Below are 15,416 nucleotides of genomic sequence, written 5' to 3'. Positions count from 1 at the left end.
GCAATGAAAAGGATAGACACCTAAGATAGTAAAATATTTACGTAAATAAATTATATTTAATATTAGTTAAGTGGTATCGGTTTCCTATATTAGATCCATATGTCATCAGGTTAATATTCTGGGTTAGCCGAAGCTCCAGCTTGGTTTAGCACACCCTATATCCGGTAGTTTTTATGCCCGACCTCTCCTCCACCGCACCTATTACCCAAAATCTTCCTATCCAGGCGGCAGACAGCCGCATTCAGTATCGGCTGGTGGCTGGCACGCGCCAAATGCGCTGGCTGGTTTTCCTGGGGGTACTCTGTCTGGTACAGTTTGTTTATTGGTTTGCCAACCCCGACCATATAGGCTACGCCCCGCTTTTCTGGCTGTTGGTGTTCTCAGTAGGTTTTAAGCTGCTGCGTTTAGGACATGAGTGGTACCACTATGTAAATGTGCGGGAGCCACTGCTGCCCCCGGCCCCGGCCCAGCAGCGTACTGTGGATATCCTTACCACGGCCTGCCCCGGCGAGCCACGCGCTATGATTGTACACACGCTGGAAGCCATGCAGGCCATTACCTACCCGCATACCAGCTACCTCTGCGACGAAGGTAACGACCCCTACCTGCGCCAGGTGTGTGATTTGCTGGGCGTAGTACATGTGACGCGGCAAGTGAAAGTGGATGCCAAGGCCGGCAACATCAATAACGCCCTGCGCCAGGCCACCGGCGAGTTTTGCGTGGTACTGGACCCCGACCACGCCCCTACCCCCGATTTTCTGGATAAGGTGATGGCCTACTTTGAGAATCCGGAAATAGGCTTTGTGCAGGTGGTGCAAGCGTACGGCAATCAGCAGGAAAGCCTGGTGGCGCGGGGCGCCGCCGAGCAGACCTACCATTTTTATGGTCCCCTGATGATGGGCATGAACAGCTACGGCACGGCCCAGGCCATTGGGGCCAACTGCACCTTCCGGCGGGCGGCGCTGGATTCTATTGGTGGCCACGCCGCCGGGCTGACGGAGGATATGCACACGGCCATGCGCCTGCATGCCCAGGGCTGGAAATCGGTGTATGCGCCGGTGGTAGTGAGCCGGGGGCTGGCGCCCTCCTCGCTGGGCGCTTATTACTCACAGCAGCTGAAGTGGTCCAGGGGTTGTTTTGACCTGCTTTTCCACGTGTATCCGCGCCTGTTCTCCAAATTTACCTGGCGCCAGCGCCTGCACTACTTTACCCTGCCGCTTTATTTCCTTTCCGGTATTGTAGCCCTTATTGATTTATTTGTACCGCTGTTGGGGCTCTGGCTCAGCAAATTTCCCTGGCACGTATCCATAGCCAGCTTTGTGGCGCACATGATGCCCCTGATGGGCGTGAGCCTGCTTATCCGCCTTTCGGCGCAGCGCTGGCTGCGGGAGCCGCATGAAGCGGGGCTACACCTCACCGGGGGCCTGCTGCGGGTAGGCACCTGGTGGATCTACTCCCTGGGCTTTCTGTACACGCTGCTCAATGTAAAAGTACCCTACATTCCCACTCCCAAAGAAGGCGAAGAGCGCAACGAGTGGCGCATTGCGTTGCCTAACATTCTAATGCTGGTGGCGTCCTTGGCGCTGGCGGCCTATGGGCTGCGCCTGATGCACGATGCCTATGGCTGGATGCTGGCCGGCCTGGCCGCCCTGAATGCGGGCATTATGATTGCGGCCGTTCTGATGGGCCAGCAGGCTCTTCTTCGAAACCTAAAAAATCTTTTAGTAAGAACACATAGGACCCGGGCTATATCCCTACGCGTGCAGCAGGCATACACCTGGATTCACCGTATCCTGCTGCCATCCTTTAGCAGAGTAGCCGTTCCGCTGGCCTTATTCCTGGTATTTTTGGGAGCTGCCGGCCAGTGGAAGGCAGCTTCCTGGATGCTCCAGCGCCAGCGTTATAACAGTGAGCTTTGGCTGCTGACGGGGGATGACCAGGTACGCACCGGCCATATACTAAGCGCCCCCGAAGATCCTACCACGCTGGCCAGCTACTATTCTTTCGCGCCGAAGGCTGCAAGCCGGGAAGACTTTCCCCTGGCCACGGAAATTATCGGGCTGGATTTTCCGGCCACGGCTTTCCCCACGGTTTCTCCCCAGCAGTTGGTGAACTACCTGCGGGATGGCCAAATGCCCCTACTCAGCTGGGCCGTGCCCGAAGGGGCCCTGAGGGACACGGCCTGGCTGGCGAAAGTGCGGATATTAGCCCGCTTCCCCCGGCCGCTCATGTTTCGTCCCCAGATTCAGGCCCGCAGTGCCCGGGGCTACCGCCGGGCCTGGCAAAAGCTGGTGGATGGCCTCCGGAAAGCCGGCGTGGAAAAAACCATTTGGGTATGGACGCCCCCCGCCTCCGATTCGCTGGCGGCCTATTACCCGGGCATTGCCAGCGTAGACTGGCTTTGCGTAGATGGCACCCCGGTAAGCGCGGCCCAACGCCCCACGGCTACCTATGCTTCTTTCCGGCACCAGGTGGCCACCCGCGCCGAGTTTCACCAAACCCCGGTTATGGTGATTTTGCCGGCCCCAATCAATGAAATGCCCGCTCAACAGATAGAACGACTCTCGGAACGTTACCCCGAAATAAAAGCAGTGGTATTCAGCACGCCTGGGCCAAATACCACTGCTCCCTTAGAACAGAAAGCCAGTCTAAGCCGCCCTACCAGTGCTAATAAGCGGTTGGCCGGCCTTATTAGCAGTAGCCCCAAAGTGCTTTCGGGATTATAAATGACACTTAGATATGTGGGTTAACTGCGTAAAAAGGCATCTTATAATATACAGATTTATAAATATTATATCATAATTTTATCCCTTAAGTAATAAGTGCTTTTTTCAGATGAAGAGTATTCTTGTTCACCTAAAAGTTCAAACATTTCTATTTCATATCTAATCAGTAAGTATAGTTATAGAGTCCTAAACACACAGAGGTACAGCTTTAGGGAATCTGATAATTGGTAAGCGGATAAATGCTTTTTCCTTACGAACCCAAGAAGAAAATCATTCTTAAAGACATGGATAAAAGCCCTACTCATGCATGAGTAGGGCTTTTTATATCAGTCTAGAGTTCAATAGCACGGTAGGCAAGAGTACTAAATAAAGTAGCATTATATGACACAACCGAATAAATAATACACCTAAAACGCCAGTCTAATATAAAATAACCAATATAAGTACTGGTGAAAATAATTAGAAAAACATTCCTATTTTTATATTTAGAACAATGCTATAATATTGAGCCGTAAACGTTTAACGGCTCGTGCATGAAGGCAAAATTTATACTTTTTTTACTTGTAGTATGTCTTAGTCCTCAAATCCTGTTTGCATCAACTTATTATGTCAGTAGCGCTGGCAATGATGCAAATGAGGGCACTTCCCAAACTACCGCTTGGAAAACAATTGCCCGGGTAAACAAAACCCGCTTTCAGCCGGGTGATAAAATTTTGTTTGAAGGAAGTAGCACCTTTAGTGGCGGTATCTACCTGCGTGCCAGCACAGCGGGAACTAGCAGTAAGCCTATTATATTTTCCTCTTTCGGCAAGGGCAGGGCTACCATTACCAGTGGTGACTCCTATGGCTTTTATGCATATAACACGGCTGGTATTGAGCTGCGCAGGCTCTCCTTTGCCGGCTCGGGCAGACTAAGTAATACCAACTCAGGCATCATTTTTTATACTGACTCGCTTAATACCCATTTACAATACCTGCGCCTGGATAGCGTAGAAGCAAGTGGATACCGGGCCTCGGGTATCAATATTGGAAGTTGGAAAGGTACCAGCGGTTACGCTGATGTCCGTATCACCAATTCCCAAGCGCATGATAACGGAGAAGCCGGAATCAGCTCTTACGCTGAAAGCCTGAAAGCACATAGCAATTGGTACATTGCTGATACTAAGGCGTACAATAATTCGGGCAGAGCCGATATAACTACTACCCACACGGGCAACGGAATTGTTGTCTCAGGCATTAATGGTGTACTAATTGAGCGTTGCGAGGCGTATAACAATGGTTGGCTAAATGCGAACCCAAGCGGTGGACCGGTGGGTATCTGGGGTTGGTGCTGCAACAACCTAGTGATTCAAAACTCTGAATCCCACCATAACCGGTCCGGCCTTGCTCATGACGGCGGCGGGTTTGACATTGATGGCGGCTGCACAAACTCCACCATGCAGTATAACTACTCCCATGATAATGATGGAGCTGGCTATCTGATTGCACAGTATCCGGGTGCCCCGCCCTTAACGGATGTTATTATCCGTTACAATATCAGTGAGAATGATGCCCGTCGCTATGGCCAGGGAGCTATTGCCGTCTGGTCGTCGGGGTCGAACGGGGGAATTCAGCGGGCAGCCATTTACAATAACATTGTCTACCTCACACCTACTACTGTTGAGAATACCGCTCAGCCAAAAGCAGTATATCTCAGTAGCAATGGCATCAGTGCTGTAACGTTCCGCAACAACATTTTTCAGACTACCGGCGGCATTGAACTGGTATCAGCCCCGTACGCCAGTGGGGCATTGTTCCAAGGGAATTGCTACTGGAGCTCAGAAGCGACCTTTAAAATCAAATGGGGAAGTACAACCTACTCCAGCCTAGCTGGCTGGCAGGCCGCTACCACCCAGGAAAAATTGAACACGGTTTTATGTGGAGTAAGTGAAGATCCAAAGCTTGTGCTACCAAGTACCTCCTTTGGAACTAGTAGCCTAAGAAGCAGCCTTACCACTTCTGACACGGAGCCTTACCAGTTACAACCTACCTCCACCCTGACAGGCAAAGGTCTAAACCTAATCAAGGAATTTGGCTGGAGTATAGGCACGCGTGATTTTTTTGGTAATGCAACTCCCTTAGTTAATCAGCCGGTGAACATAGGCGCGTGGGAAGGTAAAATCCAGGTTAGCTCCCCCCCTTTGCCTGTGGAACTTACGCATTGGCAGGCCGCACTTTGTCCAACGGGCGTAATGCTTACCTGGAATACTGCCTCCGAGCGAAACAGCAGCCACTTTCAGATCGAACGGGCACTCAGCACCAGCCCAGATCAGTTTGTGGCATTAGGACGGGTAGAAGCGGCGGGAAATAGTACGCAGGTGCTGGCTTATAAATTTACGGATGCAGCTCCTATTGGCACAACGGTGTTTTACCGGCTCCGGCAAGTAGACAGAGATGGGAAAGAAAGCTTATCAAGTGTCCAGGTTGCTAAAATCGGCTCGCGCACTAAAGCAGCAATATCGGTTTACCCAAATCCGGCACGGGAGATGGTACAGGTAGCTTGTAATCAGTCTACAGGATCTACTGTGGCACTCCGCCTCTATTCTATACAAGGAAAAATGTGCCGGAGTCAAATATTCAGCCCTCAAATGCAAATGACAAATTCATTGAAACTGCCTGTGGCTGATTTACCATCCGGCCACTATATGCTGCAGGTACAGGAAGGAACCAATATACACTGGCAACCTATTATCCTTACCACCGGCCGCTAGCATATTTCAATCAGTTGATTTTATACGGCTATAGAAGGGAGCATTGGCGGTGGCAATGCTCCCTTTTCCATCATATATCGTCACAAAAAGCCGGTAAGGACCTGGTTTCTTTGGAACCCTTACCATTGCGTGCAACCCGTGGGCAGCTATAATAGAGTTGGGTATTTCTTCCGGGGCTATATCCTTCTTCTTATTTCTACCCAGTAGATTATTATCGGGAAATACCTGCCATACTACGTGTAGAGAATCTCCTTCTATATCTGAAGCAGTAACGCTAGCATCCTGCAGGCTGCCAGCCTGCGGTTGAAGGTTATTAGTACCGTACCCACCAGCGAAGCGGAGGCGGCCAATTTCGGGGGCCCGATTCCTAGGGTACTTACCTGTCCACAGGTATTGCATCAGGTCTACAGTAGCAGTCTTTTCCCCTTTAGCACCGAAAAGGCTGAACCAGGTAGTGGTCTGTTCATATTTTGTACCCCAGAAGAAAACATATCCACCTAAACAGTGAGCAGTATCTGTTGCAATACTCGCACGGTACCGAGGAAGTATAAAGCCTGCCTTAGCGGTACTGGTTTGTTCCAGGGGAGCTTTCCATGCAGTATAGGGAGCCTCCCAATGTCCTTTGGCCCCAAACTCCGTTACTATGTAAGGTTTAGTTAATCCGTGTTTGTCTAACAACCTTGGAAAATAATCTAGCCCTGCAAATACGTTGATGGATAGAATATCAACGTCAGAACACAAATTAATAAAGTGGTCAACTGAGTTAGGATTCGCGAGAATAGTTGTTGTTACCGGATGATTAGGGTCTAACTCATGGATCATTTTTGCTATAGCATTAACTGCTTGAAAAACTTTGGGACTGGGAGCTTCAATGTCATATTCGTTTCCAACATTCCACATAAGAAGGGCGGGATGATTGCGGTAACGAAGGATTTGTTCACGGATGCTTGCCTGTTGAGTTTGTAGTGCTTCGGGATCATAGTAATCAATACCCTCTCGCGCTGGCTTTATCCATAATCCAAGCATCACTACTAATCCTTGCTGGTGTGCAGCATTAAGGACCTCATCAGCATACTCCGTAGTCCAGATACGAATTGAATTGCCTCCGGCAGCCTTTAGCTTATCGAAGTGCTGTAATCCGGCCCCTCCTTTGATAAAAAAAGGTTTACTGTTCCGAGTCAATCGATACCCGCTACCGGATTGTTCCAACCTTACAACGTTGGTTGGATTTGATACAAGACCATTTTCCGAACCTCTATTTTGGTTACAAGATATCAATCCCAAAAGGGTAACTGCAGCTAGAACCCTGAATGTAAAACCCATTCTTTAATTAGTTTTTTTCAGTCATAAGAAAGTAACCCACTCCAAGAACCGCTTGAAACAAATACATCCATTAGAAAGTGGGTAAGCCTTCTATATCACTCCATCACTAACCCTAAATAGAAATTAAATTATTTTATTATAATAAAAGCAATATTAAATACAATTACTATAGAGCTATCTGAACCTTTTTACCCTGTTTTTCGGTATTAGCCTTCATTGCTGTATAAGTGATTATGGCTAAAACCAGCTAAAGGGGACTGACTGTGCAGACACTATTAGATACGCAAGATTCGAAGGCAAGTACTTATTCAACACCATTAAACAAAACTAAAAAAGCCAAAAGCCACCCCGTCACCGTTACCTATAAGCCGGCCAAAGGGTTGCGGAAGATGCAGGTTTTGATACTGCTAGGTATCTTTTTCACTGGGCATTTCCTTTGGTGGTTTGCTGACGAGAAACATATTGGCTTTGCTCCCTTATTCTGGCTCCTGGTCATTTCTCTGGGCTTTAAGATGCTTCGAATGCTGCATGAGTGGTATCACTACATGCGGGTAGCAATACCAAACCCGTTACCAGCCCCATCAGGAACATACTCTACCGTCGATATTTTAACGACGGCCTGCCCCGGCGAGCCACGGGAAATGATTGTGCGCACGCTGCAGGCCATACAGGCTATTACTTACCCGCACACGAGCTACCTCTGCGACGAAGGCAACGACCCCTACCTGCGCGAGGTCTGTGCCAAGCTGGGCGTAGTCCACGTCACGCGCCAGGTTAAGGTCGACGCCAAAGCCGGCAACATCAATAACGCCCTGCGCCAGGCCACGGGCGAGTTCTGCGTCGTGCTCGACCCCGACCACGTGCCCACCCCCAATTTTCTGGACCAGGTACTGCCGTATTTCCAGGATCCGGCCATCGGCTTTGTGCAGGTGGTGCAGGCGTACGGCAATCAGCAGGAAAGCCTGGTGGCGCGGGGCGCCGCCGAGCAGACCTACCATTTTTATGGTCCCCTGATGATGGGCATGAACAGCTACGGCACGGCCCAGGCCATTGGGGCCAACTGCACGTTTCGGCGGGCGGCCCTGGATTCTATTGGCGGGCATGCGGCCGGGCTGACGGAGGATATGCACACGGCCATGCGCCTGCATGCCCAGGGCTGGAAATCGGTGTATGCCCCCGTCATTGTTAGCCGCGGACTAGTACCTTCTTCGCTCGCAGCGTATTATGCGCAGCAGCTGAAGTGGTCCAGGGGTTGCTTTGATCTGCTTTTCCACGTGTATCCGCGCCTGTTCTCCAAATTTACCTGGCGCCAGCGCCTGCATTACTTCACCCTACCCCTCCATTTCTTCTCCGGTGTAGTGGCGTTGATTGATATTCTGGTGCCAATACTGGCGCTGGTAATGGCTCAGATTCCCTGGCATGTCCCAATTTTGGAATTTGTCTGGTATTTATTCCCGGTCACTATTATTTCTTTACTGATTCGGCTTTATGCACAGCGCTGGCTACGCGACCCACAGGAGAAGGGACTTCACTTGGCAGGTGGTTTACTAAGGGTTGGAACTTGGTGGATTTACACTTTGGGTTTCTTATATGCTATTTTTCGAATAAAAGTACCTTACATTCCTACGCCTAAAGAGGGGGAAGAACGTAACGAATGGCGCATTGCCCTGCCTAATATCCTGGTAGCGCTCATTTCCATTGCCGCTGCCAAATATGGCATGATACTGATTCGAGATCCATACACCCGGATCATGTTCTGCTTTGCCATACTAAACGCGTGCATTTTGCTGATGGCTGCTTTCATGGGGCAGCATATCATGGTGCATAATTTAATCCGGGATATAACTGCTACCCGGCTCATGCGCAGGGCATTACTGCAATGGCAGCAAATAGAGTTTAAAATAGGGCATCTAATACCCCGCATTCGGGCAGTATCTCTACAGCTGGCTTTTCTTCTGGTTACTTTAGTTGCTGGAGGCAATATTGTAATACAGCACCTTGATAATTCACAACGGGATATGATGGCTGGCTGGGCAGCACGTTCTGCCAACTTGTTGCCAGGTAATAGTCCTGTTGCAGTAGTTTCCCCGGTCCCTAATTCTCCTCTGGAGAGAGATAGACAACTGGTGGGCAATAATCGGTTAACTAAAATCAGTATTGTAAGCTTTAACTACAAAAGTGGCACGGATGAGGCGTTGCCCGTAGCAGGCCTGCGGGCTATTATGGCTTTTGGGCAGGTGCCGCTGGTAACTCTAGACCTTTCTTCCGGAGCTATGACGGAGGCAGCTGTCAGAAAAATGGCACGGCAGGCAGCTGCTTTACCTGGTCCTATCTTGTTGCGGCCTATTCTGGCCTCTGCTACCCCAGCTGAATATCGGCAGCGCTGGCGCTACATGGTTGAGCTTTTCACCCAACAAAAAGCCACTAATGTAAATTGGGTATGGACCCCGCCTTATCAGGATTCGGTAGCCACCTACTCGCCAGGAGCCCCCTATATCGATTGGATTGCGGCTGAAGTACAGGTAGCTAATGCAAGCAGGGTCGTTATACCTTCTTCTAAAAAGCCTTATACCATACTACGGCGCAATCTGGCCTCTCGTATCGATTTGCACTACAAACCGGTGCTGCTGATTAATCAGCCTATTGTTACGAAGGAAATCAGTGCCACCTCTCAATATTTGATGCGGCAGTATCCGGAAGTACGCGCTGTAATTGGCTATGCCGGTTTTGGGCAACTCGTAACGCCCGATGCCAGCGAACTTATGGCTCGCGCTATTTCATCTAAAAAAGAAAAGGGCCTTCTGTAATTCTTACAGAAGGCCCTTACTGTAAACGCTTTTAAAGTATTAACACTCCTTAAAAGCTGTTTACCATGCTGTTGTGCAGGGTGCGGGGGCTCCAGTAGCCGCTGGCAATAATGCGGCGGATGGTGAAGAGCGGGTCCTGCTGGTCGCGCTTTTCCGCCAGCACGAAGGCCGCTACCATGCCGCGCTTTTTCAGCTCGGGAATGGCCTGCGTGTTCCAGAGGCCGAAGGGGAAAGCAAAATACTTGATGTCTTTGCCCGTAATTTCCTCCAGCGTTTTGGTGGGCTTCTCGATTTGCGTTACCCAGTCCTGGCCCTGGTATTTCTTCACGTTATGGTGGTCCCAGGTGTGCGAGCCGATAACGTGGCCTTCATCGGAAAGCTGCTTTACCATGGCCTTGGTCATGTAGTTGGGGCGGCCCAGGCTAACGGTCATCACGAAAAACACGCCTTTAAAGCCGTGCTTATCCATTTCGGGCTTGGCAATGGTAAACTGGTCCAGGTCGGTGTCGTCGAAGGTGAGCATGACGGGCTTGCTGGGCAGCTTGGCACCAGTAGTGAGGTAGGCGTACAGCTGGTCGGGCAGAATGGTATGGTAGCCGCTATCGGCCAGCATTTTAATCTGCTTTTTAAACTCAGCTACCGGCACAATGTAATCTTTGGCGGCTTTGGAGTCTTTGGCGCGCCAGTCCCGGATTTGGTGGTAGCACAGAATAGGAACCTGCGGGCGGGCCGTAATGGCGGCCGCATTAGCAATATTACTGGCCGGAATGCTGCTGGGGTCCGGGGCTTGTGTAGTAGATGCGCTGGCGGCCGCGGTGGTATCGGCGGCGGGCGTGCTTACGGGTTGCTCCGTAGCGGCAGCCGGTTTGGTTTCACAGCTGCTGAGCGAGAGGCCGGCAGCGAAAGTGGCCGAAGCCAGGAGAAGCGGGGTACGAAAACGAAACATGTAAGCAAAAAGCGACCTGACAGAGCTGCCCGGCCATTTGGAAGGAAAAAAAGCGAGGAAGCCCGGGCTTTCTGTACCTTCGCCCCGGCTCGTCCACTTTACAAATCAACAGCTTATTTGCCGCATGGACAAACTTGATTCGCGTCTTCCTTCCGGTAACACCCTGCGCACCGCTCTCCGGGGCACGGGCGTGGCCCTGGTTACTCCCTTTACCGCTGCCCCCGACCATTCCATTGACTACGCTGCCCTGCGCCGCCTGGTAGATTTCACCATTGAAGGCGGGGTAGAATACCTTGTAATTAATGGCACCACTGCGGAGTCGCCGACGTTGACGGAGGATGAGCGCAAAGGCATTCTGGACGTGGTGCGCCAGCAGACCAAAAACCGCGTACCCTTGGTATACGGCATTGGGGGCAACAATACCGCCGCTGTAGAAGAGCAACTCCGCACCACCGAGCTGGCCGGTGTATCGGCTATTCTTTCCGTGAGCCCGGCTTACAATAAACCCTCTCAGGCGGGTATTGTGCAGCACTATCTGCGCCTGGCGGAAGCCTCTCCCCTGCCCATTCTCCTGTATAACGTGCCCGGCCGCACCATGTCTAACATGACGGCGGCTACCACCCTGCGGCTGGCGCAGCACCCCAACATTATCGGTATTAAAGAAGCCAGCGGCAACCTGGAGCAATGCATGGCCATTGCGGCCGGCAAGCCCAAAAACTTTATGCTCATCAGCGGCGAAGATACCTTCACTACCTCCATGATTTCTTTTGGAGCCGAAGGCGTTATTTCCGTGCTGGCCAATGCCTTCCCCCACCGCTTCACCGATATGGTGCGGCAGGCGCTGGCCGGCAACTACGCGGCCGCCAGCAAACTGCTTTTCGGCTTTCTGGATATCAACCCGCTGATGTATGAGGAAAGCAACCCCGTGGGCGTGAAAGCGGCCCTGGAAGGGCTGGGCTTATGCTCCGGGGCTGTGCGCCTGCCGCTTATAGAAGCCTCCTCGGGCTTGAAAGAACGAATTCAGAAGCTGCTGTAAGCGTTAACGGCGAGTGTCATTGCGAGCGAAGCGACGCAATCCTTCCTCTGGGATGAAGCAAGCCCTGAGATGTGAAAAGCCCTTGACGTGGATTACGTCAAGGGCTTTCTGATAAAAGGGAGCGTCTGGCTGCGTAGAGGACGGATGGCTTAGTTATGCCTCCTCGCAAAAAACGAGATACTGTAACCGGTTTTACCAGCCACTAGCCAGCACATCGGCTACGTGCATGGTTTTAATGGGCTTCTGCTGGCGCCGAATGTAGGCATCGAGGTGCATCAGGCAGCTGGTATCGGTGCTGATGAGGTACTCGGCGCCGGTGGCCAGGGCGTGCTCCACCTTCTGCTCGGCCATGGCCACGGAAATAGCTTCAAACTTGACGGCAAACGTGCCCCCGAAACCGCAGCAGGTTTCGGTTTCGGCCATTTCAATGCGCTCCAGGCCCTGCACAGCGTCCAGCAGCTGGCGCGGCGCCTCCCGGATGCCGCATTCGCGCAGGGCCGAGCAGGAATCGTGGTAGGTGTATTTGCCGGGCAGCACGGCCCCGGGGATTTCCGTGATGCCGAGCACATCTACCAGAAACTCCGTCATTTCAAATATGCGCCGCTGCAAGCCGAAATAGCGGGCCTGGTCGGGGGTGCCTTCGAACAGCTCGGCGTAGGCGTTGCGTACCATGCCCACGCAGGAGGCGGAGGGGCTCACGATATAGCGCTCAGTAGCATCTGCGGAGGGCGGAAAATCATTGAGAAACTTGCGGGCCACGGTGCAGCTTTCGGCTTTGTAGCCCGCGTTGTAGGCCGGCTGGCCGCAGCAAGTCTGGTTGGCATTATAGTGCACCTCACACCCCACGGCTTCCAGCACCTTCACCATATTCATGGCGGTTTGGGGGAAGATCTGGTCCACAAAGCACGGAATAAACAGGTCGACGGCAGTAGGCATAGTGGCGAAGTTGAAGGGGCAGAAACAGGGTACCAAGATACTCATCCGGCAAGGAAGGCCGGCACTCGCCTCCGGCCGCAAATTTATAATCGTCTGACTATCTCCTGAATTCCCGCTTACCGCATCGGGCAAATAATTTTCAGGGCTTAACATATGCTCGGCTCCGGCGTAAAATCAGCTATTGGCTTCGGGCCATTATTTAATCCACCTGGATACTTCCCCATGGCTACAAAATCCAAAGCGCCCCCCGCGCCGCACACGTTGGCCGCCTCCCGCTCCTGCCCTGCTCCGAAGGGCAAGCTGCTGCTCATTGGCGGGCATGAAAGCAAGGGAGATGAGAAATCAGAGGAGGAGAAAGAAGAAGCCGAAAACCGAAACTTCACTTCCATGGCGGTGCTGCAGCGGCTGGTGGATGAAACCGGCTCCCGCGGGCCAATTGTGGTAATTCCTACTGCTTCAAGCGAGCCTAAAAGTTCGGCGCAGGCCTACGTAAGAGCCTTTGGCCGTCTGGATGCGCCCAAAGTGGAAATTCTGGACGTACGAAGCCGCGAGGAAGCTAATAATCCTAAAATTATTGCGGTGCTGGAAAATGCCGGTTCCGTCCTCTTTACCGGCGGAGACCAGCTCCGCCTTACGGCGCTGCTCGGCGGCACGGCTTTGCAGAAGTGTCTGAAAAAGCGCTACGCCCACGATGGCCTGTTAGTAGCTGGCACCAGCGCCGGCGCTACGGCCATGTCGACGCCCATGATTTACCAGGGCCGCGACGATGCCGGCATGTTGAAAGGCGAAATACACATCACCACCGGGCTAGAGCTGCTGCACGATGTAGCCGTAGATACTCATTTTGTGGCCCGGGGCCGCATTGTGCGTATGGCCCAGATTCTGGCTACCAACCCCGCCTGCGTTGGGCTGGGCATTGAAGAAGATACTGCCGTGCTGGTCACCAATGGCCGCGACCTGGAAATTGTGGGCAGTGGTCTGGTAATGATCCTGGATGCCAAGGACTGCTCGTCCACCAACATTCATGAAATAGCCCCTAACACACCCTTTACGCTGCGGGGCCTGCGCCTGCACATGCTCAGTGGCGGCGAGCAGTTTACGCTACCCATTGAGCCGCGCATGTACGCATAAAGGCCGCGCCACTTTCTATTAGCTAATTCATAAGCCCTGAGCAGCAAAAATAGCTAATCAATAGCTTTTACATGACTGCCATTTATCAGGAACAATCTGTTAATTATTTGATTTATAGTAGTAGTAGCTTAGATGATTTATAGGGATTAACAACAGCTTTATACATTAGGCATCTAAATTACATATCGATTGAAAAATTGGACAGAAATTTAGTAAACGGAATCTGTAATGAAGAACAATCCCTATAACCAATTTTTTGCCTACCTATAGAAATTAGTTTATTTACAGTGTTTCTATGAAGTGTTTTCATGTAATACACATCCCCATTTTTTAAATACACTTCAGCCCCCCAAGTACACACCTCTTGTTCAAAATTTGTTATTGGATATTTTTTCTCAAATATTATCTTATTTATATCTCCTAAGTCACTATTACCCTGTGGATGATCAATAAAAATATCATCTCCACTAACAAACATCACAGAATGCTTTTTAGGAAAAAATAAACTTATAACACTAATAAATAAAAACACTGTCATATTGACCAAAAACAATGCAGCTATTATCATTCGATAAACATCGCGCAGATTAAATAAACAAAATAACCAAAATAATATAAATGCCGATGAAAAGAAAATATTTATCCATTTATAAAAAAATTTTGGCGATAAAAGATACAGATTAACGCGGATCATATATTATTTTTTTTATTGAAAGCCATGTATAAATAAGCTTGGCCACTTTTCATACTAAACTATTAAGTGTAGATAGACAAAACTGGGAACACTCTACTAATGCCCGCCAAATATTTCCTGATTAATGGACTGGGCTTCCTGCAAGGCATCCATGTGCAGGCGCAAATCCTCGCCGTGTGCGGCGGCAAAGCCAATCAGCTGTTCGGTGGGCATATTGCCGGTCAGCTTGTCGGTGGCCATGGGGCAGCCCCCGTAGCCGCCCAGGGCCCCATCGAAGCGGCGGCAGCCGGCGTGGTAGGCCGCGTGCACTTTCTCCTGCCAGGTATCCGGGGTGGTGTGCAGATGGGCGCCAAATTCAATGTGCGGAAATGCCGCCGTCAGCTCCTGGAAAGGCGGGGCAATGGTGGCGGGCACTGAGGCCCCAATGGTATCAGATAGTGCCACAATGCCCACCTTCAGCGCATCCAGCTTCTGGGTGAACTCGCCCAGCACCGCCGGGCTCCAGGGGTCACCGTAGGGGTTGCCAAAACCCATACTCAGGTACACTACCTGCTCCTGGCCGGTGCGGGCGCATACTTCCTGAATGGCGGCCACCTCAGCCAGCGCCTGCTGAATACTTTTGTTGGTGTTGCGCTGCTGAAAAGTTTCCGAAACCGAGAGCGGAAAGCCGATATAACGAATCTGGGGGTGATGGGCAGCAGCCTCAGCCCCGCGCAGGTTAGCCACAATAGCCAGCAGCCGCGTGCCCGACTGGCTTAGATCCAACCCGTCCAGCACCTCTGCGGTATCGGCCAGCTGCGGAATGGCCTTGGGCGAGACAAACGAGCCGAAATCCAGGGTATCAAAGCCCACGCGCAGCAAGGCGTTGAGGTATTCGGTTTTGCGGGCGGTAGGAATAAACTCTGACCAGCCCTGCATAGCGTCACGGGGGCATTCAACAAGCTTCATCGGGTGCAGATAAATAGGGTGGAAAGCAAAGGTAGAAAAGCCCGCCAAAGGCCCGGTAGCTTCCGGTCCGGAAAACCGAACCTATGATGACCGGCCGGGGTTTTTCTAGTTGCCATTAT

The 15,416-nt window shown here is 51.4% G+C and carries 10 protein-coding genes; 5 read left to right on the top strand and 5 right to left on the bottom strand.

The window, feature by feature from the left end:
* Window positions 1-173: 173 nt before the first annotated feature.
* Together PK28_RS19550 and PK28_RS19925 are read left to right on the top strand one after the other, a co-directional pair.
* A complete protein-coding gene (locus PK28_RS19550) occupies window positions 174-2,726 on the top strand; it encodes a glycosyltransferase (protein WP_052430548.1) in 2,553 nt (850 codons plus the stop codon).
* A gap of 533 nt (window positions 2,727-3,259) precedes the next feature.
* The gene (locus PK28_RS19925) at window positions 3,260-5,476 is read left to right on the top strand and encodes a T9SS type A sorting domain-containing protein (protein WP_082017052.1); all 2,217 of its coding nucleotides are present in this window, start codon (window positions 3,260-3,262) and stop codon (window positions 5,474-5,476) included.
* 6 nt (window positions 5,477-5,482) lie between these two features.
* Here the strand turns inward: PK28_RS19925 and PK28_RS09525 are convergent, their stop codons facing one another.
* Entirely contained in the window at window positions 5,483-6,799 is a 1,317-nt protein-coding gene (locus PK28_RS09525) for a glycoside hydrolase family 2 TIM barrel-domain containing protein (RefSeq protein WP_044513517.1), read from the bottom strand.
* A 263-nt stretch (window positions 6,800-7,062) separates the two neighbouring features.
* On the opposite strand from PK28_RS09525, the gene PK28_RS19545 reads away from it, so the two are divergent.
* A complete protein-coding gene (locus tag PK28_RS19545) occupies window positions 7,063-9,606 on the top strand; it encodes a glycosyltransferase (protein ID WP_156126327.1) in 2,544 nt (847 codons plus the stop codon).
* A gap of 49 nt (window positions 9,607-9,655) precedes the next feature.
* On the opposite strand, the gene PK28_RS09515 is transcribed toward PK28_RS19545, so the two are convergent.
* A complete protein-coding gene (locus PK28_RS09515) occupies window positions 9,656-10,552 on the bottom strand; it encodes a polysaccharide deacetylase family protein (protein ID WP_044513516.1) in 897 nt (298 codons plus the stop codon).
* A gap of 124 nt (window positions 10,553-10,676) precedes the next feature.
* Here PK28_RS09515 and dapA point away from each other — a divergent pair, with 124 nt between their 5' ends.
* On the top strand, window positions 10,677-11,588 hold the full coding sequence (gene dapA, locus PK28_RS09510) for a 4-hydroxy-tetrahydrodipicolinate synthase (RefSeq protein ID WP_044513515.1): 912 nt from the start codon (window positions 10,677-10,679) through the stop codon (window positions 11,586-11,588).
* Between the two features lie 192 nt (window positions 11,589-11,780).
* Here dapA and PK28_RS09505 read toward each other — a convergent pair whose 3' ends face one another.
* Window positions 11,781-12,524 carry a (Fe-S)-binding protein gene (locus PK28_RS09505; RefSeq protein WP_044513514.1) on the bottom strand — a complete coding sequence of 248 codons (744 nt, stop codon included), beginning with the start codon at window positions 12,522-12,524 and terminating at the stop codon, window positions 11,781-11,783.
* Between the two features lie 222 nt (window positions 12,525-12,746).
* Between PK28_RS09505 and PK28_RS09500 the strand changes: the two genes are divergently transcribed.
* Window positions 12,747-13,655, top strand: coding sequence for a cyanophycinase (locus PK28_RS09500; protein WP_048825821.1), 909 nt, complete (start codon window positions 12,747-12,749; stop codon window positions 13,653-13,655).
* 178 nt (window positions 13,656-13,833) lie between these two features.
* On the opposite strand, the gene PK28_RS20430 is transcribed toward PK28_RS09500, so the two are convergent.
* Together PK28_RS20430 and PK28_RS09495 are read right to left on the bottom strand one after the other, a co-directional pair.
* On the bottom strand, window positions 13,834-14,349 hold the full coding sequence (locus tag PK28_RS20430) for a hypothetical protein (protein ID WP_156126326.1): 516 nt from the start codon (window positions 14,347-14,349) through the stop codon (window positions 13,834-13,836).
* A gap of 96 nt (window positions 14,350-14,445) precedes the next feature.
* Complete coding sequence (locus PK28_RS09495; RefSeq protein ID WP_044516744.1) at window positions 14,446-15,297, bottom strand: hydroxymethylglutaryl-CoA lyase; 852 nt, start codon at window positions 15,295-15,297, stop codon at window positions 14,446-14,448.
* Between the last annotated feature and the right edge of the window lie 119 nt (window positions 15,298-15,416).

The organism is Hymenobacter sp. DG25B (assembly GCF_000801315.1).
In the GTDB taxonomy this organism is placed as follows: Bacteria; Bacteroidota; Bacteroidia; order Cytophagales; family Hymenobacteraceae; genus Hymenobacter.
The sequence above is the reverse complement of the archived record's forward strand: the minus strand, read 5'-3'. Positions and strand labels throughout refer to the sequence as shown.